Below are 22503 nucleotides of genomic sequence, written 5' to 3' on the forward strand. Positions count from 1 at the left end.
CATGGCGTTCCGCCGCCCGTCCCGGTTCGCCGGGTTCACCACGATCTGGTTCGGCCAGCTGCTGTCGGCGCTGGGCACCCGGATGACGAACTTCGCCCTGAGCATCTGGGTGTGGGACGCCACCGGCCGGGCCACCGACCTGACCATGCTGATGGCGTTCGCCTTCGGCGCCACCGTCATCTTCAGCCCGATCGCCGGGGCGCTGGTCGACCGGTGGAGCCGCCGGCTGACCATCGTGCTCAGCGACATCGGCTCCGCCGTCACCACCGGCGTGCTGCTGCTGCTCTTCCTCACCGGCTCGGTCGAGGTGTGGCATCTCTACCTGGTCAACCTGGTCACCGGCGCCTTCCTGGCGTTCCAGCTCCCCGCCTACCAGGCGACCATCACGGTGATGATGGAGAAGGGCCAGTACCCGCGGGCCAACGCGATGATGTTCGCGGTCCGGACCATCCCGGTGATCTTCGCGCCCGGCCTGGCCGCCACGCTGCTCGGGGTGCTCGACATCAAGGTCATCCTGCTGGTCGACGCGCTGTCCTACCTGGTCGCCATCGGCGCGGTGCTGCTGGTGAAGCTGCCGCCGGTACCCCGGGAGGCGCACGACGACGGCGGGTTCTGGTCGGACACCGTGCACGGCTTCCGCTTCATCCTCGCCAGCCGGGCGTTCACCGGCCTGGAGGCGATCCTCTTCGCCATCAACGTCCTCGCCGCGGTCGGCTTCGCCCTGCTGGTGCCGCAGATCCTGGCCCGCACCGACAGCAGCACCAACGCCCTCGGCCTGGTGCAGACCATCGGCGCGATCGGCGGCGTAGCCGGCGCCGGCCTGCTGGCCGTGCTGCCGAACACGCGGCACAAGATCCGCCGGATGCTCATCGCCATCCTGGTCTTCAGCATCCTCGGCCGGATCATCTACGGCGTCGCCGACTCGGTGCTGATCTGGTCGATCGCCCTGCTCTTCCTGCACCTGTCCATCCCGTTCATCGACGGCTACGCCCAGTCGGTCTGGCAGGAGAAGGTGGCGCCGGCCGCCCAGGGCCGGGTCTTCGCCGCCCGGCAGTTCATCGAGGACCTGGCCTACCCCGGCGGCACGGCGCTGGCCGGCATCGCCGCCGACCGCTGGTTCGAGCCGATGATGCGCGAGGACGGATCGGGCGCCTCGGCCTTCGGCTGGCTGGTCGGCACCGGACCGGGCGCCGGCATGGGGCTGATCTTCGTGATCGTCGGCATCCTCGGCATCGGCGTCGCCGTCGCCGGGTTCGCCTCCCCGAGCATCCGCCGGATGGAGACCGACCTGCCCGACTACGACGAGCCGACCGCCGGGCCGGCGCCGCTGCCCGCGCCCACCGGCACCGACGAGCTGACCGACGACCGTCAGGTGGTGGCCAAGTGACGCTCACCGAGGTGGTGGCCGGGGTGCTGGAGGTCGACCCGGCGGAGGTGACCGACGAGTCCGGGCCGGACACCATCGGCACCTGGACCAGCCTGCGGCACCTGCAACTGGTGGTCACGCTGGAGGAGGTCTACGGCATCTCCTTCGCCTTCGAGGAGATCCGCGACGTGCGCAGCGTCCGTACGCTGCGCGACGTGCTGCGGGCCAAGGGGACGGAGGCGTGATGCCGCCGACCGCCGAACTGTTCACGCTGCGCGACCGCTGGCAGCGCGTCGAACGGGAGGGGCACCGGCCGCTGCTGCGGGTCGCCCTGCTGGCCAGCTACACGGTGGACCCGCTGGTGCCGTACCTGGGGCTGGCGCTGCACGACGCGGGGCTGCCGGCGACGCTGCGGGTCGGGCCGTTCAACCAGGTGGTCCAGCAGTGCCTGGCCACCGACGGCTTCCTCGCCACCGCCCGCCCCGACGTGCTGGTGGTGGCGGCCCGGCCGGAGGAGGCCGGCGACCCCGGGCCGGCCGGCGCCGGCTGGGCCGAGGAACTACTCGCCGGGGCGGAGGCGGCCCTCGCCGCCGCCCGCCGGCACGGCGCCCTGCTGGTGTACGTCCTGCCGGCCGTCCCGGCCGCCCGGCCGTACGGCGCCGGTGACGCGGCGTACGCCGGTGGGGTGGCCGCCGCCGCCACCGCCGCCCGGGAACGGCTGCGGGAGCGGCTGGCCGGCGACCCGTGGGTGCTGCTGGTCGACGCGGAGGAGGCGGTCCGCGCGGTCGGCGGGCGGCGGGCGTACCACCCGGCGCTGTTCCGGTTCGCCAAGGTGCCGTACACCGAGGAGGTCTTCGCCCGGCTCGGCGCCGACACCGGCAGGCTGCTGCGCAGCTGGTACGGCGCAGGCTGCCGGGTGCTGGTGCTCGACGGCGACGGGCTGGCCGACACCGGCCGGGCCGGCTGGACGGAGCTGCTGCCGGTGCTGCGGGAGCTGCGCGACACCGGGCTGCGGGTGGCGCTGCACGCCGGCGGGCCCCGGTGCTGGGCGACCGTGGCGGCCGACTGCCCGGAGCTGCTGGGCCTGCTGGACGGTTGGGTGACCGACGACCGGCCGCTCGCCGCGCAGCTCACCGAGATCGCCGCCGACCTGGACGCCGTCCCGGCGCAGCTCGCCGTGGTCGGCACCGGCCCGGTCGAGGCCGACGGGACGGGCCGCTGGCGGACGGTGGCGCTCGGCGCCGACCCGCGCGCCTGGGCGGGCGAGCTGGCGACGGCCGGGCTGACCGACCGGGCCCCCACCCGGCGTTGGAGCGGGGCGCCCGGCCGGCGCGGCCCGGACGGCGCGGAGCCCGCCGGGCTCTCCCTGGACGACTTCGTGGCCAGCCTGGACGTGCGGGTGGAGTACCGGCCGGTCGAACCCGCCGAGGTGGCCGAGCTGGCCGAGCTGGTGGCCCGGGCGCACGACTTCGCGCTGGGTCCCGCGCCGGGCGCCGACGCGCTGGCCACCCGGGCGGCCGGGCTGCTGGCGGTGCGGGTCCGCGACCGGCTCGGCGACTACGGCACCGCCGGCCTGCTCGGCGTGGACCGCGCCGGGGACCGGTGGACGGTCGACGTCTTCTCCCTCTCCTGCCCGGTGCTCGGCAAGGACGTCGAGACGCGGGCGCTGCGCGAGGTGACCCGGCGGGCTGCCGAGGCCGGCGTCGGCGAGGTGCTGGTCCGCTGGGCCGACACCGGACGCAACGGCGCGGCGGTCCGGTTCCTCGCCACCCTGGACGCGGCGACGCCCGACCCGGCGGTCCGGTTCCGGGCGGTCCGGGCCGGCTCACCCGACGACCCGGTGCCGTCCACCCCGGGCCGGTCGACCGTGGGAGCGTCCCGGTGACCGCGCCGCCGGTCGCCGTCGGGGTGGCCGCGCTGGCCCACGTCCTGGGCGAGCCGGTCGACGTGGCGACCGTCGCGCCGGCGTACACCGGGGAGCTGGACCGGGTCCGCTCCTGGGAGTACCGCACCTTCCACCGGTCCGGCGACGGCGTCGGCGTCACCGACCTGGCGGTGGTGGCCGGCGGCACCGCGCTGGACCGGGCGGGACTGTCCGCCGCCGACGTGGACCTGGTGGTGCTGGCCGTCCCCGACCTGACCGAGTACCTGTACTGGGACGCGGCGGCGCACACCCAGGCCCGGCTGGGCGCGCACCGGGCCGAGGCGGTGCTGCTCAACCAGGCGTGCGGGGGCGGGGTGGCCGCGTTCGACACGGTCGCCGGCCGGTTCGCCACCCATCCGGCGTACCGGACCGCGCTGGTGATCGGCGCCAACCGGGTCTGCGAGCCGTACTGGAACCGGATGGAGATCAACACCAGCATCTTCTCCGACGGGGCCGCGGCGGCCGTGCTGGTCCGCGACCACGACCGGTGCCGCTGGCTGGCCACCGAAACCATCTCCGACGGCCGGTACGCCGGCTTCATGCGGATGCCGGTGGGCGGCGCCGCCGAGCCGTTCACCACCGCCGGCGGCACCCCCCGGGTCGGCGACCCGGCCGAGCGGCTCAACGAGTTCTTCGCCGGCGACGTGCGGCAGATGTTCCGCTTCGTCGCCACCATCCGGGAACGCAACCGGGGGGTGGTCGAGGCGGCCTGCGTGCGGGCCGGGGTCGACCTGGCCGAGGTACGCCGGTTCGTGCACTTCCACGACAACGCCCGGCAGTTCGCCGAACTGGCCAAGGACCTCGGCGTCGACCTGGACCGGACCAACGTCGAGCTGGCCCTGGACCACGGCCACGTCGGCTGCGCCGACCAGCTCATCGGGCTGGAGCACCACCTGGACCACGGAGAGCTGACCGACGGCGACCTGGTCGCCCTGACCAGCACCGGCAGCGGCATGCACTGGGTCTGCACCCTGCTGCGGGTCTGAGCACCGGCGCGAGCCCGGCCGGGAACCCGGGCGGGCGGCGCGCCCGGGCCGGCCCGAGCGACGACGACCCGCCCGACGGGAGAAGGAAGGAAACCTGATGAGAGTCGAGGAGCTGCTGTTCCGGATCCGCGGGCTACGCGGCCCGGACACGGCGCCGGACCCGACCGTGGCGCCCGCGCTGGTGCACCTGGACGGCGCCCCGCCCGCCACCGTCGCCACGGCCGGCCGGCTGCTCGCCGGGGTGCCCGCGGACCGCCTGGCCTCCGAGGAGTTCCCGCTGCGCCCGCTGCGGGTGGCGGTCACCGGCACGTTCACCCCCGGCACCGTGGAGCCGCTGCTGCGGGTGGCGCTGCTGCGCGCCGGCATCACCCCGGAGATCCACGTCTCCGGCTTCGACCAACTGGTGCTCGACCTCAGCGATCCCCGCTCCGAGCTGGCCGAGTTCCGCCCCGACGTGACGCTCTGCCTGCTGCACGACGGCTGGTTCCTGCCGGCCGAGTGGGACCCGGGCGACCTGCCCGGCCTCGGCCGCGTCCTCACCGACCGGGCCGAGGTGCTGGCCGCGGCGGTCCGCGGCTTCACCGCCCAGCAGGACGGCGCCGTGCTGCTGCACACCGTGCCGCTCTCCCCGCTGGAACACCGCACCGTGATCAGCTTCCGGGGCCGGGCCGAGCTGGGCCGCGCCTGGCGGAAGCTGAACGGCCGGCTGCTGGAGCTGGGCGGGCGGGACGGGGCGTACACGATGGACCTGGAGGCGCTACTGGTCGACCACGACGGGCCGGTCCGCGACGAACGCCTCTACCGCTTCGCCAGCATGGCCTGGACGCCCACCGTGGAGCGCCGGTACGCCGCCGAGGCGGCCACCTTCTGCCGGGCGGTGCTCGGGCGCACCGCGAAGGTGTTGGCGCTGGACCTGGACAACACGCTATGGGCGGGAGTGCTCGGCGACGACGGGCTGGCCGGCATCCAGCTCGGCACCGACTACCCGGGCAACTGCCACCGGGACGTGCAACGGCGGGCCCTCGCCCTGCGCCGGCAGGGCGTCCTGCTCACCGTGTGCAGCAAGAACGACCCGGACGTGGTCGCCGAGGCGTTCGACCGGCACCCGGACCTGCTGCTGCGCGCGGACGACTTCGTCGCGCAGGCGGTCAACTGGGGACGTAAGGACGACAACCTGCGCCAGCTCGCCGAGACGCTCAACCTCGGGCTGGACGCGGTGGTCTTCGCCGACGACAGCGCCTTCGAATGCGAGCTGGTCCGCCGGGAACTGCCCGCCGTCCGGGTGGTGGAGCTGGCCGGTGACCCGGCGGGCTTCGCCGGCCGGCTGCTCACCGAGGGGCACTTCACGGTGCTGGCCACCGGGGCCACCGACCGGGACCGCACCGAGCTGTACCGGGCCCGGGCCGGCCGGGAAGACTTCGCCGCCACCTTCCGCTCCGCCGAGGACTACCTGCACGAGCTGAAGCTGCGGGTCGGCGTCCGGCCGGTGGACGAGCTGAGCCTGCCCCGGCTGGCCCAACTCGGGCTGCGCACCAACCAGTTCACCATGACCGACCGGGCGCACACCGAGGCGCAGACCCGGCAGCGCGCCGCCTCTCCCGATCACCTGGTGCTCACCGTCGAGGTGGCGGACCGGTTCGGCACCGAGGGGCTGGTCGGCGGCGTCTGGCTGGACCGGGCCGCCCCGGACCACTGGGTGGTGGAGAACTTCGTGCTGAGCTGCCGGGTCTTCTCCCGGGGCATCGAACAGGCGGTGCTGCACCGGGTCATCGAGCTGGCCCGGGCGGCGGGAGCGCACCGGCTGGAGGCGTTGTTCCGGCCCACCGCCCGCAACAAGCCCGGCGGAGCCTGCTGGCCGGCCGCCGGTTTCACCGTCGGGTCCACGCACGAGGGCACCACCCGCCACGTGCTGCCGCTCGACCCGCCGCCCCGGCTGCTGCCGGCGTGGATCGTCCTGGAGGAGGAGGGAGGCGTCCGTGCCTGAGGTGTTCACCACCGTCGCGGACCTCATCGAGCAGGTCGCGGACGTCCCGGCGGCGCGGATCGCGCCGGACGTCCGGTTCGAGACGCTGGCCAACTGGACCAGCCTGGAGGCGTTGCGGCTGCTGGCCGCGCTGGAGGACGACCTCGGCGTCCGGCTGGACCTGCGCGCGTACCTGGCGGTCGGCCAGGTGGGCGAGCTGGTCGACCTGGTCGCCGCGGAGCTGGCCCGGGAGGCGTCGTGACCGCCACCCGGACCGAGGCGCCGCCGACCGGCCCGACCCGGCTCACCGACGCCGACCTGGACCTGCTGCTGCTGATCCGGCACTTCGAACTGGCCCTGCTGGACATGTTCGGCCGGGGCGAGCTGCACGGCACCACGCACACCTGCCTCGGGCAGGAGTACGTGCCGGTGGCGCTGCGCCCGCTGCTCGACGACGGCGACCACGTGTTCAGCAACCACCGCGGGCACGGGCACTACCTGGCCCGGTTCGCCGACCCGCACGGACTGCTCGCGGAGGTGATGGGGCGGCAGGGCGCGGTCTGCCACGGCGTCGGCGGCAGCCAGCACATCCTGCGTGACCGCTACCTCTCCACCGGGGTGCAGGGCGAGAGCGCGCCGGTGGCCGCCGGGGTGGCGCTGCACCTGAAGCGGGCCGAGCCGGGCCGGCTGGCGCTGGTCTACGTCGGCGACGGCACCTGGGGCGAGGGTGCGGTCTACGAGGCGCTGAACATGGCGGCGCTCTGGGAGCTGCCGCTGGTGCTGGTGGTGGAGAACAACGGCATCGCCCAGTCCACCCCGACGGGGGTCCAGCTCGCCGGCAGCATCGGCGGCCGGGCCCGGGCATTCGGGGTGGATCACCTGCTGGTCACCTCCACCGACACCAACACCGTCCGGGCCGAGCTGGCGCCGGTGCTGCGCCGGGTCCGGGATCGCGCCGCGCCGCAGGTGGTGGAGTTGCTGACCCACCGGGTCGGCCCGCACAGCAAGGGCGACGACAGCCGCCGCCCGGAGGAGATCGGGCAGGCCCGGGCGCACGACTGGTACGCCCGCTACGCGGCGGCCTTCCCGGAGCAGTTCAGCGAGCACGACGAGCGGCAGCGCCGGTACGTGGCGGACGTGGTCCGGGAGGTTTCCGGCCGGCCGGCGAGCCGCTGGGAGGGGATTGACCGTGGCTGAGCGGGTGGTGGAGAACCTCAACCAGGCGCTGCACGCGCTGATGGCCGACGACCCGGGGCTGCACCTGCTCGGCGAGGACCTGGTCGACCCGTACGGTGGGGCGTTCAAGGCGACCCGGGGGCTCTCCGGGCGCTGGCCGGACCGGGTGCTGTCCACGCCGCTGAGCGAGGGCGGCATCGTCGGGGTGGCCGGCGGGCTGGCCCTGGCCGGGCAGAGCGCCATAGTCGAGATCATGTTCAGCGACTTCGTGGCGCTGGCCTTCGACCAGATCCTCAACTTCGCCAGCAAGTCCACCGCCATGTACGGCCGGCCGGTGCCGATGCGGCTGGTGGTCCGCTGCCCGACGGGCGGCAACCGGGGGTACGGCCCGACGCACAGCCAGAGCCCGCAGAAGCACTTCGTCGGCATCCCCGGCCTGACCCTGCACGAGGTGTCGCCGTTCCACGACAACCACGCGGTGCTGGCCCGGATGCTCGCCTCCGGCCGGCCCGGGCTGCTCTTCGAGGACAAGGTCCTCTACACCAACCGGATGTACGCCGACGGCGTGGTGGACGAATTGTTCCGCTACGACTACCTGGGCCCGGACGCCGGCACCGCCCGGATCTGGGTGGACGACCCGGAGCAGTGCGACTGTGTGCTGGTCGTCCCGGGCGGGCTGGCCGGCCGGGCCGTCCGGGTGGCCCGGGAGCTGCTGCTGCGCGACGACATCGTCTGCCAGGTGCTGGTGCCGTCCCGGCTCTGGCCGCTCGACGTGGACGCGCTGCTGCCGAGCCTGGCCCGCGCCGGCCGGGTGGTGGTGGCCGAGGAGAGCACCGCCGGCGGCACCTGGGGGGCGGAACTGGCCCAGGCCGTGCACGGCCGGCTCTGGGGAACCCTGCGGGCGCCGGTGCGGCTGGTGCACTCCGCCGACAGCGTGATCCCCACCGCCGCCCACCTCGAACGCACCGTGCTGGTGCAGGACACCGACATCCACCGGGCCGTGAAGGAGGTCGTCAGCGGTGATTGACCTGGTCGTTCCCAAACTCAACAACAACGACACGTCGTACGTGCTCACCGACTGGCTGGCCGAGGACGGCGAGCAGGTCGGCTCCGGCGACCCGATCGCCGTGGTGGAGACCTCCAAGGCGGCCGAGGAGCTGCTCAGCGAGGGCACCGGCGTGCTGCACCGGCTCACCACGGTCAACCAGGAGTGCCGGTGTGGGGACGTGATCGGCTACGTATTCGCCAGCGAGGACGCCCGGCAGCGGTTCCTCACCGAGCGCGCCCGGGCCAACGGCGGCCCGGCCGGCGGCGGCCGGGCGGACGGAGCCGGCGACGGCGTCGGGCCGGTGCTGACCGACTCGGCCCGGGAGCTGGCCGACGCGCACGGGATCAGCGACGCCGAGCTGCGTGACCTCGGGCGGGCGGTGGTGCGTCGTACCGACGTGGAACGCCTGCTGGCGAACCGGCCGGCGGCCCTGGCGACCAGCCCGGCCCCGACGGAGCCGGTGGTGGTGGCCGCCGCCGCCAGCGACGGCGGCGCCGCGCCCGACGACGCCCGGCCGGTGCACCCGCTCTCCCGGGCGCAGCGGGCGGTGGCCGCGGTGGTCACCGAGTCGCACCGCGAGGTGCCGGCGGCGCTGGCCGTGGTGAAGGTCCGCGCGGACGCCGCCCTGACCGTGGCCCGGCAGCTCACCCGCGCCACCCGCACCCTGGTCGGCCTGCCCGAACTGCTGGTCAAGGCGATCGGCGGGTTGCGCGCCGAGCACCCGTTGCTCTTCGCCACCCCCGGCGACGGCACCAGCGTACGGCTGGCCGAGGCGGCGCACGTCGGAGTCACCATCGACGTCGGCACCGGCCTGTTCGTCCCGGTGGTCCGCGACGTCGAGGAGCTGACCTGCGCGGAGATCGCCGAGACGCTGATGGACTTCCGCACCCGGGCCGGCGGCGACGGCTTCCGCGCCGGTGAGCTGGCCGGCGGCACCATCGTCGTCTCGCTGCACACCGACCCGGACGTGGTGCTCGCCGGCCCGATCGTCTTCCCCGGCCAGACCTGCGTGGTGGCGATCGGCGGCACCCAGGACGAGCTGGCCCTGGACGGCACGGGCTCGGTGGTGGTGCGACGGTTCGTGAACATCAGCGCCGTCTACGACCACCGGGTGGTCAACGGGCGGGACGCGGTCGCCTTCCTCCAAGCGGTGAAGTCGGCCCTGGAAGCGCCGGACCGGCTCGCCGAGGAGTGAGGTGGTGGGGCGCCGACGGTCCGCCGCCGGCGCCCGGGCAGCGGATGGACGCTCATGGCGTCCATTCGGCCAGATGTCACCGCAGTGGTCTGTCGAGCGGGTGGCAGCGAAATCGCCGCCGGTCGGTCTGTTGAGACGCCGGGCCCGCGACGTCCGCAGATGTGGTGGGCGGACATCGCGGGCCCGGCGTGACGGGATGCCACGCCTGACGCTGCCGGAATCGGCGGTCAGCCCACCCGGGCCGCCTCAGCCGCCAGGTGTGCGCGGACGCTGCGCGGGCGCATGTCGGTCCAGGTGCGCTCGACGAACTCCAGGCACTCCTGCCGACCACCGGCGCAGCCGGCGTCCCGCCACCCGGCCGGGAGCTCCTTGTCCCGGGGCCAGAGCGCGTACTGCTCCTCGTCGTTGACCAGGACGCGGTGCTCGCCGTCGTACTCGTCAGCCATCGCCGTTCCTCTCCTCGTGTCGGGCCAGCGCAAGCTCGCGGGCCAGGCTCTCCGCGGACATCCCCCGGATCTCCGCGAGCAGGTCGGGCAGCAGATCGTCCGGGGCCGGGCTGGCGGCCGGGGGTACGTCGTCGGCCGGCTGCCGGGGCGCCGGGACCGGCCGGTCCAGCGCGGCCACGGCACGGGCCAGCGCGGCGAGCGTCGGCGACTCGAAGATCGCCCCCGGGGACAGGTCGACGCCGATCGCGTCCCGGATCCGGGCGACCACCCGGGTGCCGAGCAGCGAATGCCCGCCCAGCTCGAAGAAGTCGTCCTGCGGGCCGATGTCGTCCACCCCCAGCAGCTCCACCCAGATCCGCCGCACCACCTCGTACGGTCCGTCCGGGGTGGTCGGCCCCGTTCGGGGCGCGGCGGCGACCGGTTCGGCCGGCGGGTCGACGTCGTCGACGGCGGGCAGTGGGTCGCGCCGGAACGGCGCCACCCAGTGCCGGCGCCGGTCGAACGGGTAGGTGGGCAGCGGCACCCGCCGGCGCGGGCCGTCCCGCCACGGCAGCGGCACCCCGGCGAGCCAGAGCCGGCCGAGCGCCTCGGTGACCGCGACGTTCTCCCCGGCCGGGGAGCGGTCGGCGGGCAGCGTGGTCACCACGGCGACCTGGCGGGCCGCCTCGTGCTGGCGGGCCAGGGTGGCCAGGGTCCGGCCGGGGCCGACCTCCAGCAGGGCGTGCCGCTGCCGCAGCAGCAGTTCCGCGCCGGCGCTGAACCGCACCGGTCGGCTGAGCTGCCGCACCCAGTACTGCGGGTCGGTGGCCTCGTCGTCGGTGAGCCAGCCACCGGTCACGTTGGAGACCACCGGCAGGGTCGGCGGGCGCAGCGGCACGTCCCGCAGGTGGGCGGCGAAGCCGGGCAGCGCCGGGTCCATCATCACCGAGTGGAAGGCGTGCGAGGTGCGCAGCTCCCGGCAGGCCACCCCGCGCCCGCGCAGCGCTTCGGCGAGCGCGGCGACCGCGGCGTACTCCCCGGAGACGGTGGTCAGCCGGGGAGCGTTGCTGGCCGCCACCGACACCCCGGCCGGCAGCAGCGGCTCCACCTCGTCGGTCGGCAGGTCCACCGAGAGCATCGCGCCGGGCGGCTGCGCCTGCATCAGCCGGCCGCGTACGGCGACCGTGGCGAGCGCGTCCGGCAGGGTGAAGACCCCGGCCAGGCAGGCCGCGACGTACTCGCCCAGGCTGTGCCCGGCCAGCGCGGCCGGCCGGACGCCGCGGTGGCGCAGCAGTTCGGCGAGGGCGTACTCGACGGCGAAGAGCGCCGGCTGGGTCAGCCAGGTCTCATCCAGCGCGGGCGCCGGGGCGACCGCGTCGCCGGCCGGGTAGAGCAGCGCGCGCAGGTCCAGGTCCAGGTGCGGGCGGAGCAGGTCGGCGCAGCGGTCGAAGACCTCCCGGTAGACCGGCTCGCTCCGGTACAGGGCGCGTCCCATGCCAGGGTACTGGGCGCCCTGGCCGGGGAAGAGCAACGCGACGCCGGCCGGGCCGGCGACGACCCCGGTGCGGACCAGCCGCGAGTCCGGGTCGGAGAGTTGGGCGGCGGCGTCCTTGGCGCTGGTGGCGACCGCGACCAGCCGGTGCGGGAACTCCCGCCGGGCCGCCCGCAGGGTGTACGCCACGTCGGCGAGCGGCAGGTCCGGCCGTTCGGCCAGGTGCGCGGCGAGCCGGTCCCGGGCCCGGCCGAGCGCGTCGGCGTCCCGGGCGGAGAGGACCAGCAGCCGGGGTCGCTCGTCGGCGCCCTCACCCGGCGCCGGGGACTCGGTGTCCTCCACGGTGGCCGAGGCGGCGTCCCTCGGGGCGGCCTCCAGGACGACGTGGGCGTTGGTGCCGCCGATGCCGAAGGAGCTGACCGCCGCCCGGGGCGGGGTGTCCCGCTCCGGCCACGGCAGCGGGATGGTGTTGACGTGGAACGGGCCGTCCGCCAGCCCGGGGTGCGGCTCGGTGCAGTACGGGCTGGGCGGCAGCACCCGGTGGTGCAGCGCCAGCGCCGCCTTGATCAGCCCGGTCACCCCGGCGGCCACGTCCAGGTGACCCAGAATCGACTTGATCGAGCCGATCGCGCACCGCCCGTCCCCGCCGGCGCCGCGGAACGCCTCGCCGAGCGCCCGCAGTTCGATCTGGTCGCCCAGTTCGGTGCCGGTGCCGTGCGCCTCCACGTAGCCGATGCTGGCCGGGTCCACCTCGGCCAGTTCCTGCGCGGCCCGGATCACCGCGACCTGGCCGTCCACCCCGGGGGCGGTGAAGCCAACCTTCACCCGGCCGTCGTTGTTGATCGCCGAGCCGCGGATCACCGCGTACACGGTGTCGCCGTCGCGGCGGGCGTCGGCCAGCCGGCGGAGCACCACCAGCGCCGCGCCGTCGCCGCCGACGGTGCCGGTGGCGCGGGCGTCGAAGGGCCGGCAGTGCCCGTCCCGGGACATGATGCCCCCGACCTCGTGCCGGTAGCCGGTGCCGCCGGGCAGCCGCACGTGCGCCCCGCCGGCCAGCGCCACGTCGCACTCCCGGGCCAGCAGCGCCTGCGCCGCCAGGTGCACCGCGACCAGCGACGACGAGCAGGCGGTCTGCACCGCGACGGCCGGCCCGCGCAGGTCCAGGTGGTACGCCACCCGGGTGGGCAGCGAGTCCTTGTCGTTGGCGAGCATCAGCTCGTACTCGGAGACCGAGCCGAGCCGCGGGTTGCCGAACAGGTGGTGCAGCAGGTACCCGCTGGCCGCGCAGGAGGCGTAGACGCCGACCAGCCGGTCCGGGTCGCCGTCGAGGTGGCCGGCGCGTTCCAGCGCCTCCCACGCGCACTCGAGGAAGAGCCGTTGCTGCGGGTCGATCAGGCGGGCGTCACGCGGAGAGTAGCCGAAGAAGGTGGCGTCGAAGCGGTCCACGTCCGGCAGCGTCCCGTGCGCGGGCACCAGGTCGGGGTGTCGCCGGTCCGCCTCGGTCAGCCCGGCGGCGGCCAACTCCTCGTCGGAGAAGCGGGTGATGGTCTCCTGCCCGGCCAGCACCCGCCGCCACAGCTCGTCGACGTCGGCGGCCCCGGGGAAGTGGCCGGCCAGCCCGACGACGGCGATCTCCAGCCCGGTCTCCTGCGTGGTCACGGCCGTCCCTCCCCCACCGGCACCGGGCGGGCCCGGCGGGCCCGGTCGGCCAGTGCCTGTTTGCGTTCGTCCCGCCGCCGGCCGGCGGCGGTGTCCCCGGCCGGCGGCGGCTCGTCCGCCCCGGCCAGGAAGCGGGCCAGCAGGGCGACCGTCGGGTGCCGGAACAGTTCGACCGCCGGCACCGGCCGGTCGAGCCGGTCCACCAGCCGCTTCTGCACCTTGGCCAGCAGCAGCGAGGTGCCGCCCAGGTCGAAGAAGTTGTCGTGCGCGCCCACCTCGGTCAGCCCGAGCACCTCCCGCCAGGTGTCCGCGACGGCGCGTTCCAGCTCACCGTCCGGCGCCACGTACGCGCCGTCGAGGTCCGGCCGGGTGACGGCGGGGGCGGGCAGCCGGGCCTGGTCGAGCTTGCCGCTGGCGGTCAACGGCAGGTCCGGCACCACCACGAACGCCGCCGGCACCAGGTAGCGGGGCACCTGCCGGAGCAGTTCGCGGCGCAGCTCGTCCACCTTCAGCCCGTCGCCGACCAGGTAGCCGACCAGCCGCCGCCCACCCGGCGAGTCGGTGCGGACCACGGCGGCGGCCCGGCGTACCCCGGGGCACTCCCGCAGCCGGGCCTCCACCTCGCCCAGCTCGATCCGGTAGCCGTTGATCTTCACCTGGTCGTCGCCCCGGCCGAGGAAGACGAGCTGCCCGTCGGCCCGGTACCGGACCAGGTCCCCGGTCCGGTACATCCGCTCCCCCGGGGTGGCGGCGAACGGGTCGGGCAGGAACCGCGCGGCGGTCAGCGCCGGGTCGCCCAGGTAGCCGCGGGCCACCCCGGAGCCGGCGACGAACAGCTCGCCGGGTACGCCGCGCGGCACCGGCCACAACGCGGAGTCCAGCACGTAGGCGCGCACCCCCGACAGCGGCCGGCCGATCGGCAGCTCCCCGTCGTCGGCGGCCGGGACGGCGGCGGTGGCGGTGACCGTGGCCTCGGTCGGGCCGTACCCGTTGACCAGGACCCGGCCGCCCGACCAGGCGGCGGCGACGTCCGGGGCGCAGGGCTCCCCGCCGACGGTGAGCACCCGCAGCCGCGGCACGGCCGCCGGGTCGAGCGCGTCGAGCACCACCGGCGGCAGGTCGGCGACGGTGATCCGGTGCCGGGTCAGCGCGGCGGCGAGGTCGGGGCCGGGGGTGCGCTCGTCCGGGCCGAGCAGGCGCAGCTCCGCTCCCGCGGTGAGCGCGGTGACCAGGTCGGACAGCGAGACGTCGAAGCTGACCGAGTGGTACTGGAGCACCCGGTCGTCGGGGCGGACGCCGATCAGCCGGCGCTGCGCCTCGGCCAGGTTGCGCAGCCCCCGATGGGTGCCGACGACTCCCTTCGGGCGGCCGGTCGAGCCGGAGGTGTAGATCAGGTAGGCGGCGGCGTCCGGATGGCAGTCGGCCGGTGGCTCGTCGGTGCCGGTCTCGTCCGGGTCGTCCAGCCGCAGCCGGGGCACGTCGGTCGCCGGCAGCGCCAGCTCGGTGCCGGCCCGGGTGACCACCAGGCCGGCGGCGGCGTCGGTCAGCAGGTGGGCCAGCCGCGCCGCCGGCAACTGCGGGTCCAGCGGCAGGTAGACCCCGCCGGCCCGGAGCACGGCGAGGACGGCGACCGGCCAGTCCGGCCCGGTCGGCAGGCAGACCCCCACGGTGGTCTCGGCCCGCACCCCGCGCGCGCGCAGCCGCCGGGCCAACCGGTCCGCCCGGGCGTCCAGCTCCCGGTAGGTCAGCCGCTGGTCCAGGTACGCCACGGCGACCGCGTCCGGGGTCTCGGCCGCCCAGCGGGCCACCAGCTCGGGCAGGGTGTGCCGGTCGGCCACCGGGGGTGCGGTGGAGCCCCACCGGTCCACCACCTCCCGGCCGTCGGCCGGGGAGAGCAGCGGCAGCCGGTCGACCGGGGTGTCCGGGGCGGCCAGCGCGGCGGTGAGCAGGGTGTCAAGCTGGTCGGCCAGCGCCCGGGCGGTCGCCGCGTCGAAGAGCCGGCTGCGGTACTCGATCCGCCCGTCGATCCGCCCGTCCCGGGGGATGACGGTCAGCGTCAGGTCGAACATGGACGTGCTGGTGTGGGTCTCCCCGCTGGCCAGCACGGTGAGGCCGGGCAGGGTGAGGCGGTCCTCCCAGCCGTCCTCCACCGCGAACATCACCTGGGCGAGCGGGTGCCGGGCCGGGTCGCGCTCCGGCCGCAGCTCCTGCACCAGTGCGTCGAACGGCACCGGGTCGGTGAGCGCGGTCAGCGCACCGTCGCGGAGCTGGTCGAGCAGTTGGCCGAAGGTGCGGCCGGCCTCGATCCGGCTGCGCAGCACCAGCGTGTTGACGAAAAACCCGACGGCGGTCTCGCTGTCGATGGTCTGCCGGTTCGCCACCGGGGTGGCGACCAGCAGGTCCGGCTGCCGGCTGCGGCGGTGCAGCAGCGCCGCCCAACCCGCCGCGAAGATCATGTACGGGGTGGCGCCGGTGCGCCGGCCCGCCTCGGCCACCCGGTCGGCCAGCGCCGGCGGCCAGGAGAACTCGATCTCGTGGCCGGCGTCCTCCAGCTCCGCCGGGCGGGGCCGGTCGGTGGGCAGGTCCAGCCCGGGCGGTGCGCCGGCCAGCGCGTCCCGCCACCAGCCCAGCCGGCGGGCCAGCTCGGCCGGGTCGAGCAGCCGGTCCTGGGCCAGCGCCGCCGGGACGTCCCGGGGCACCGGCGGCAGGGCCGGCTCGCGTCCCGCCCGGTACGCGGCGTACGCCGTCGACAGCTCGTCGAAGAGCAGCCCCATGCTCCAGCCGTCGCAGACCACGTGGTGCAGGGAGAGCAGCAACGACCAGTCGGCCGGCCCGGTGCGGCACAGGGTGGCCCGGACCAGCGGACCCCGGGCCAGGTCGAACGGGCGGCGGGCCTCGTCGGCGGCGTACCCGTCGATCCGCTCCGGCGGGACGTCCACCACGGTCAGCGGCAGCCCGGTCGGCGGCAGCAGCAGCTGGTGCGGTTCGCCGTCCAGCGGCACGAAGACCGTACGCAGCGCCTCGTGCCGGGCCACCACCAGGTCCAGCGCGGCGCGCAGCGCCCGCAGGTCCAGCTCGCCGCGCAGGTCCACCCGGTACGGCACGTGGTAGGCCGGGCTCTCCTCACGGAGCTGGGCCAGCAGCAGCATCCACTGCTGGGCGGTGGTCAGCGGGTACACCCCGTACCGGTCGCCGTCGGCGCGGACGGCCGCCAGGAACGCCGCCCGCCGCTGCGGCGGCAGGGCGTCGACCCGGCGCAGCAGTTCGGCCGGGTCCAGGGCCGCCCCGGCGGTCACCGGGCCCCCGCCCCGCGCTCGAGGTGGTCCAGCAGCCCGGCGAGGTCTGCCGGGGCCGGCCCGTCCAGCGGGTCGGCCGGCGCCACCGGCTGCTCCGCCGCCGGCACCGGCCGGCCGCTCGCGGCGGCGATCTGGTCGGCGGCGGCGGCCAGCGCGGCCACCGTGGGATGGTCGAAGACCAGCCGCAGCGGCACCTCCACGCCGACGGCGGCGGAGAGCCGGGAGCGGACCCGGGTGGCCTTCAGCGACCGGCCGCCGAGGTCGAAGAAGTCGTCGTCGCGGCCGTGCACCGGCACGCCGAGCACGTCCTGCCAGATCCCGGCGACCACCCGCTCGGTCGGGGTGCGCGGGGCGGTGTCCGGAACGTCCGGCTCCGCCGCGGTGTCCGGCGGCGGCAGGGCGGTCAGGTCCACCTTGCCGTTGCGGTTGAGCGGCAGCTTCGGCAGCGGTACGAAGACCGCCGGCACCAGGTGGTCGGGGAGCAGTTCCCGGGCCCGGGCCCGAACCGCCTCGACGTCCACCCCCTCGTCGGGGACCACGTACGCCACCAGCCGGGCGTCGCCGGCGGCGTCCCGGTCGGCGCGTACCAGGGCGTCGCGCAGCAGCCCGCCGCCGCGCAGCACCTCGGTCACCTCGCCGGGCTCCACCCGGTAACCCCGGATCTTGACCTGCTGGTCGGCCCGGCCGACGAACTCGATCCGCCCGTCGGCGCGCTGCCGGACCAGGTCCCCGCTGCGGTAGAGGCGGCCACCGGGGCGCGAGCCGAACGGGTCCGGCACGAACCGCTCCGCGGTCGCCCCGGCCCGGCCGAGGTAGCCGCGGGCCACCCCGTCCCCGCCGATGAACAGCTCCCCGAGCACCCCGGGCGGCACCGGCTGGAGGAGGTGGTCGAGCACGTAGACCCGGGTGTTGGCGACCGGGCCGCCGATCGGCACCACCGGGTCGTCGGCGGTCAGCTCCGCGCAGTCGTACGTGGTGGTGTAGGTGGTGCCCTCGGTCGGGCCGTACCCGTTGACCAGCCGGGTGTCCGGGCAGGCGGCCCGCAGCCGCTCCACCGCCACCCGGTCGGCCTGCTCGCCGCCGAAGGTCAGGTAGCGCAGCCCGGCCAGCGCGTCGGGGGCGTCCATGGCGAGCTGCCGGGCGACCGAGGTGGCCAGGAACATCATGGTCACGCCGTCGTCGCGCAGCCGGCCGCGCAGCCGCTCCGGCACGATCACCTCGTTGATGTCCAGGTCGGCGAGGCAGGCCCCGTTGAGCAGCGCGCCCCACACCTCGATGGTGGCGGCGTCGAAGGACATCGTCGCCGCCTGCCCCATCACGTCGCCGGGCCGGACGTCGATGAAGTCGGTTTCCCGGACCAGCCGGACGATGTTGCGGTGGCTCACCCCGGTGCCCTTGGGCCGGCCGGTGGAGCCGGAGGTGTACATCACGTAGGCGAGCTGGTCGGGGTGGACGGCCGCCGGCGCGGACGGCGCGGCCGACTGCTCCTGCGCCGGCAGCCGGTCGACGGCGACCCGGGTGGCCGGCCCGTCGGGGAGCCGGTCGGCCAGCGCGGCGGTATGCAGGACGACCTGCGGGGCGGCGTCGGCGCACATCAGCGCGAGCCGCTCCCGGGGGTACCCCGGGTCCAGCGGCAGGTACGCCGCACCGACCCGGAGCGTGGCCAGGGCGGCCACCGTCCAGGTCTCGGTGTCGGTCAGGCAGAGGCCGACCAGGCTCTCCCCGCCCACCCCGAGCCCGCGCAGGTGGCGGGCCAGGCAGTCGGCCCGCCGGTCCAGTTCCCGGTAGGAGACGATGTGCCCGCCGTGCCGCAGCGCCGGGGCGTCCGGGGTCCGCTCGACCCACTGCGCGAACAGCTCCGGCACCGACCGGTCGCGCGGGTACCCGGTGTCGGTGGCGTTCCACTCGGCGAGCACCCGGCGGTGGGTGGCGTCGTCCAGCACGGGCAGGTCGGACAGTCGGCTGTCGGGGCGTTCCCCGGCGCGGGCCAGCAGCACGGCCAGGCCGCCGGCGGTGAGCGGGTCGGGTGCGGTCGCCGTAACGCCGTCTTCGGCGAGCCGGACGACGAGGGCGGCGCGGGCGCCGGCCGGGTCCGGGCCGACGGCGACGACCGGTCGCGGGCCGGGTACGGGCACCGGCAGCTCGGCGGCGTGCCGACGGGACGCGAGGATCGCGGTGGCAACCATTTCGCGCAGTTCCGTCCACGTGGGATTCTCGGGCAGCCGCACCGGGACAGGCAGCCAACCGACCGGCGCGTGCGGGCCGGCGGGGATCTCGGCGAGCAGGTCCCGCCGCCCGGTCCAGCGGTGCGCCAGAGCGAGCAGACCGGCCAGGACGCCGGTCAACGGGTCGACCGGACCGGCCGGCACGGCCACCGCGGCGGGCGGGTCACCGTCCGGGGCCGGCGGGCCGGGCAGCTCGGGCGGCTCCGGCAGCGCGGCGAGCTGCCGCTGCCAGTGAGTGCCGAGGTGAGGGTCGACCGGTCGTTCGGTCATCGGGTCTCATCTCCGATCGGCGGGTGAGGAGGCGATGACCGGGATTCTGGAACCGGGGGGTGCCGGTAGCTTGTACGACCGCTGCGGGTGGCGTGCCGACTGTCTGAGGGAATCCTGAGCGCAGTCATATGCCAATAGCGCATAGCCGTCAGTAAGTTCAACGTCTCTTTTGGTTATGGCGATGTCGCTCGATGGGAGCAATGATTCGAGCGGGGGGAAGTGCACCACGCGACGACTCAGCGTCGCTCGACTACCCCCGCCTGCCTGATCCTCCACGAGAGACCCCAGGAGCGGTGGATGTCCGCACACCATGCCCACGAAGCCTGGCGTCCGTCGACGCGGGCGCCGAACGGAAGGAGCGTCGACCCGTCGTCCGACGGGACGTCGGCGGCTGATCTCGGGCCGGCGCTGCGCCGGCTCGCCGACACCGGCGACCGGAAGGCCGGCCACCTGTGGCTGGTGGCACAGCCCGACCTGTTCGCCGCCCCCGGCGGCGACCCGGCCGCCGAGGCGTGGCGCGACGCACTCCGCCACCACCTGGCCGGGGAGTACGCGGCGGCCCTGGCCCGGCTCGTGCCGGTCCCGGCCGACACCGCCGGCCCGCACGCGGTCCAGCTGCACTGCTTCGCCGCCGTCCACCACCTGCTCGACGGCGACCTGGAGCAGGCGGCGGCCAGCGCCGAGGAGGCGGTCCGGCTCGCCGGCGACTGCCGGAGCGCCACCGCCGCGCAGGCCACCGTGCGATTCTCCGCGCTGCTGGCCGCCGCGCGTGGGGACGAGGCGGTCGGCCGGGTCCGCCCCGAACTCACCGGCGACCTGGACCAGGCCGACGCCGGGCTGTTCCGCCTGATGATCCACCTCGACCTCGCCGGCCACGCGCTGACCTTCGGCGGCAACGGCGACGCGCTGCGGCACGCCGAAGCGGCGATCCGGCTGACCGAGGTCGCCGGGCTCACCGGCTACGAGCCGTACGCGCTGAGCCTGGGTGCCGCGACGAAGTGCCAGCTCGGCCGGCTGGAGGAGGCGCTCGCCGACGGGGCCGCCGCGCGGCGGCTGCGGGAGCTGGCCGGGATCGGCCACGACGAGGCGTACTGCCTGGCCACCCTGGGCATGGTGCACCGCCGGCGGCGGGAGGCGCGCCAGGCCCGGCAGTCGCTGGAGGCGGCACTCGCCGCGCTCGACGCCGACTCCGGCCCGCTCCCGCTGCGGGTCTGGATCCTCGCCGAACTGGCCCGGGTACGCGCCGCCGACGACCTGACCGCCGCCGAGGCGTACGCCGAACGCGCGGTGGCCGTCGCCGGCGACCCGCACCGGCCGTACGCGCTGCTGGCCCGCGGCTGGGTGGCGTTGCTGCGCGGCGACACCACCCGGGCCCACCACGACGCCGCCGAGGCCCGCACCGGCGCGACCGTCGGCCGGCGGCGCGCCACCCTGATCCAGGCGCTCCAGCTGATCGTGCTGGCCGCGCCGGACCCACGGGCCGCGGCCGGGCTGCTCGACGACGCCGCCGCGCTGTCCCGCGAGACCGGCGACCGGGCCGAGGAGGCCGCCGTCCGGCTGATCGCCGCTCGGCTGCGCGGCCGGCCGGCCCGGCGCGGCGCGGAGGGCGCCGAGCAGCAGCTGCGCCGCTGCGGGGTACGCCTCGACGTCGGCGTCGCCGACGGGCTCACCGCGATGACCCTGCGGGTCCCGGCGGTCGTCATCCACACCCTCGGCGACTTCCGGGTGTTCCGCGCCGGCGCCCTCGTCCCGTACGGCGAGTGGCAGTCCAAGAAGGCCCGTGACCTGCTGAAGATCCTGGTGGCACAGCGCGGGCGGGCGGTTCCTCGGATCCGGCTGATGGAGCTGCTCTGGCCCGACGAGTCCCCCTCGCGCACCGCCAACCGGCTCTCCGTGCTGCTCTCCACCCTGCGCCGGGTGCTCGGCACCGGGCGGCACGGGGAGGCCGGCGCGGTGCTCGCCGACCGGGGCTCGGTGGCGATCGACCTGGACGTGGTCGACGTGGACGTGGAGGCGTTCCTCACCGCCGCCGAGGAGGCCCAGGCGGCGCAGCGGGCCGGGCAGCCGGACGCGGCCCGACTGCTGGCCCGGGCGGACGAACTCTACGGCGGCGACTTCCTCGCCGACGACCCGTACGAGGACTGGGCGCAGCCGCTGCGCGACGAGGCGCAGGCGGCGCACACCAGCGTGCTGCGCGCTCTGGTCCAGCACGCCCCGGACACCGACCAGAAGCTGGTCTACCTGATGCGGCTGGTGCACCACGACCCGTACGACGAGGACACCCACCTGGAACTGGTCCAGGTGCTCCAGGCGGCCGGCCGGCACGGGGAGGCGCAGCGCCGCTACCGCGCCTACGTCGACCGGATGCGGGAACTGGGCATCCGGCCCAGCGGGGGGCTGCTGCCGGGCAACTCCGGCGGCGAGCGGGCCCCCACCGCCGACCGGCAGGGCCGGCCGGGCGGGCGGGACCGGACGGTGGGCGCCCAGCCGGGTGCCACCGCGCTGCCCCGCTACTGGTCGGCCGAGGTCGCCGCGAACCGCTGGCCGACCGGGATCCCGTCGCCCCGGGCGGCGGCGGACCGACGCTCCCTCATCGGCCGCCCCGCCTGAGCAGGCCGGGCACCGCCCTCAGGCATCCCGCCCGCCGCCCACGTTGCTGGTCGGCGGGGCGGCCGGGTAGGCCCGGGTCGCCGCGGCCCGCACCGCCGCCCAGACCCTCCGGCCCGGGACGAGATCCAGGCGGACGGCGGACGGCGGCGGCACGTCAGGGGCCACGGTGACCGGTCCGCCCAGCTGGACCCGGAGGTTGTCGCCGTGGCGCTGGACCGTGGAGACCACCGAGGAGGCGGTGAAGGCGGTCCCACGCGCGCGAACAGGTCGGTCCCGCCGTTGAACAGTCCCGGCCTGAACAGCCACCTCAGCCCCACTCGGGGCCAGTTGCCTCGACTACGCCCGATGCCCTTGGGGGGTAGGGGTAAGACACAAACATGACCCCGTAGGGGTATCAGGATCCGAGTAGCAGAAGGCCGGGACCTCGTCCTCCGGCCAACGTCTCAGCCTCTTGATTCATATACCCCGGGCGGGTATGTTCCAGCTAGTTAAGCCATCCCGACGAAGGCAGCCCCGGACGGGCAGCGGTCCACGATCGCCGCCCACACCATCCCGTCACACCCGCCAAGGAGGGTTCCATGTGCACCAGCGCGACCAGTTGCGGCTGCGCCACTGCCACCGACGACAACACCCCCGCTGCCGTCGGCAACGCCGACGGCTTGCAGAGCACCTACACCATCTCGGGAATGACCTGCACCGGCTGCGCGAGGAAAGTGGCAAGCCACCTCGGCGCAGTCCCAGGCGTGACGGACGTTCAGGTCGACGTCGCCAACGGCACGGCCACCGTCACCAGCGAGGTTTCGCTGGACAGGGCTGACGTCCACGCCGCGGTCGAACGGGCCGGCTACCGCCTCGTCAGCTGATCACC

General features: G+C 75.6%; 15 protein-coding genes and 1 pseudogene. 11 read left to right on the forward strand and 5 right to left on the reverse strand.

The features are described from left to right. Window position 1 precedes the first annotated feature (1 nt). The 9 genes from AB0I41_RS01000 (at window position 2) to AB0I41_RS01040 (ending at window position 9658) form a co-directional block, all read left to right on the forward strand. Window positions 2–1387 (forward strand): MFS transporter, encoded by a 1386-nt coding sequence (locus AB0I41_RS01000; RefSeq protein WP_357100230.1) that lies wholly within the window; start codon window positions 2–4, stop codon window positions 1385–1387. Then, window positions 1384–1611, forward strand: coding sequence for an acyl carrier protein (locus tag AB0I41_RS01005; RefSeq protein ID WP_357100233.1), 228 nt, complete (start codon window positions 1384–1386; stop codon window positions 1609–1611). The genes AB0I41_RS01000 and AB0I41_RS01005 overlap by 4 nt, the downstream gene beginning before the upstream one ends. Continuing rightward, window positions 1611–3251 carry a hypothetical protein gene (locus AB0I41_RS01010; RefSeq protein ID WP_357100236.1) on the forward strand — a complete coding sequence of 547 codons (1641 nt, stop codon included), beginning with the start codon at window positions 1611–1613 and terminating at the stop codon, window positions 3249–3251. The genes AB0I41_RS01005 and AB0I41_RS01010 overlap by 1 nt, the downstream gene beginning before the upstream one ends. Beyond that, on the forward strand, window positions 3248–4276 hold the full coding sequence (locus AB0I41_RS01015; RefSeq protein ID WP_357100239.1) for a 3-oxoacyl-[acyl-carrier-protein] synthase III C-terminal domain-containing protein: 1029 nt from the start codon (window positions 3248–3250) through the stop codon (window positions 4274–4276). Before AB0I41_RS01010 ends, AB0I41_RS01015 begins: the two co-directional genes overlap by 4 nt. 97 nt (window positions 4277–4373) lie before the next feature. After that, entirely contained in the window at window positions 4374–6260 is a 1887-nt protein-coding gene (locus AB0I41_RS01020; protein WP_357100242.1) for an HAD-IIIC family phosphatase, read from the forward strand. Next, window positions 6253–6501 carry a phosphopantetheine-binding protein gene (locus AB0I41_RS01025; protein ID WP_357100245.1) on the forward strand — a complete coding sequence of 83 codons (249 nt, stop codon included), beginning with the start codon at window positions 6253–6255 and terminating at the stop codon, window positions 6499–6501. Before AB0I41_RS01020 ends, AB0I41_RS01025 begins: the two co-directional genes overlap by 8 nt. Further along, entirely contained in the window at window positions 6498–7436 is a 939-nt protein-coding gene (locus AB0I41_RS01030) for a thiamine pyrophosphate-dependent dehydrogenase E1 component subunit alpha (protein ID WP_357100248.1), read from the forward strand. Before AB0I41_RS01025 ends, AB0I41_RS01030 begins: the two co-directional genes overlap by 4 nt. Beyond that, window positions 7429–8442 carry a transketolase C-terminal domain-containing protein gene (locus AB0I41_RS01035; protein WP_357100251.1) on the forward strand — a complete coding sequence of 338 codons (1014 nt, stop codon included), beginning with the start codon at window positions 7429–7431 and terminating at the stop codon, window positions 8440–8442. The genes AB0I41_RS01030 and AB0I41_RS01035 overlap by 8 nt, the downstream gene beginning before the upstream one ends. Continuing rightward, window positions 8435–9658: a 2-oxo acid dehydrogenase subunit E2 gene (locus AB0I41_RS01040; RefSeq protein ID WP_357100254.1), complete on the forward strand. Its 1224-nt coding sequence runs from the start codon at window positions 8435–8437 to the stop codon at window positions 9656–9658. Before AB0I41_RS01035 ends, AB0I41_RS01040 begins: the two co-directional genes overlap by 8 nt. A gap of 227 nt (window positions 9659–9885) precedes the next feature. Here AB0I41_RS01040 and AB0I41_RS01045 read toward each other — a convergent pair whose 3' ends face one another. The 4 genes from AB0I41_RS01045 to AB0I41_RS01060 are packed head-to-tail and all read right to left on the reverse strand — an operon-like array spanning window position 9886 to window position 19025. Continuing rightward, window positions 9886–10104 carry an MbtH family NRPS accessory protein gene (locus AB0I41_RS01045; protein WP_357100256.1) on the reverse strand — a complete coding sequence of 73 codons (219 nt, stop codon included), beginning with the start codon at window positions 10102–10104 and terminating at the stop codon, window positions 9886–9888. Further along, entirely contained in the window at window positions 10097–13234 is a 3138-nt protein-coding gene (locus AB0I41_RS01050; RefSeq protein ID WP_357100258.1) for a beta-ketoacyl synthase N-terminal-like domain-containing protein, read from the reverse strand. The genes AB0I41_RS01045 and AB0I41_RS01050 overlap by 8 nt, the downstream gene beginning before the upstream one ends. Then, window positions 13231–16530 (reverse strand): amino acid adenylation domain-containing protein, encoded by a 3300-nt coding sequence (locus AB0I41_RS01055; RefSeq protein WP_357100261.1) that lies wholly within the window; start codon window positions 16528–16530, stop codon window positions 13231–13233. The genes AB0I41_RS01050 and AB0I41_RS01055 overlap by 4 nt, the downstream gene beginning before the upstream one ends. After that, entirely contained in the window at window positions 16527–19025 is a 2499-nt protein-coding gene (locus AB0I41_RS01060; protein ID WP_357100264.1) for a non-ribosomal peptide synthetase, read from the reverse strand. The genes AB0I41_RS01055 and AB0I41_RS01060 overlap by 4 nt, the downstream gene beginning before the upstream one ends. 297 nt (window positions 19026–19322) lie before the next feature. Here AB0I41_RS01060 and AB0I41_RS01065 point away from each other — a divergent pair, with 297 nt between their 5' ends. Continuing rightward, window positions 19323–21635 carry a BTAD domain-containing putative transcriptional regulator gene (locus AB0I41_RS01065; RefSeq protein ID WP_357100267.1) on the forward strand — a complete coding sequence of 771 codons (2313 nt, stop codon included), beginning with the start codon at window positions 19323–19325 and terminating at the stop codon, window positions 21633–21635. 18 nt (window positions 21636–21653) lie between these two features. On the opposite strand, the pseudogene AB0I41_RS01070 reads toward AB0I41_RS01065, so the two are convergent. Next, a pseudogene (locus AB0I41_RS01070) lies at window positions 21654–21878 on the reverse strand (hypothetical protein); the annotation flags it as partial. A 335-nt stretch (window positions 21879–22213) separates the two neighbouring features. On the opposite strand from AB0I41_RS01070, the gene AB0I41_RS01075 reads away from it, so the two are divergent. Then, window positions 22214–22498 (forward strand): heavy metal-associated domain-containing protein, encoded by a 285-nt coding sequence (locus AB0I41_RS01075; protein ID WP_357100270.1) that lies wholly within the window; start codon window positions 22214–22216, stop codon window positions 22496–22498. Window positions 22499–22503: the final 5 nt, after the last annotated feature.

The organism is Micromonospora sp. NPDC050200, assembly GCF_040656135.1.
GTDB lineage: Bacteria > Actinomycetota > Actinomycetes > Mycobacteriales > Micromonosporaceae > Micromonospora.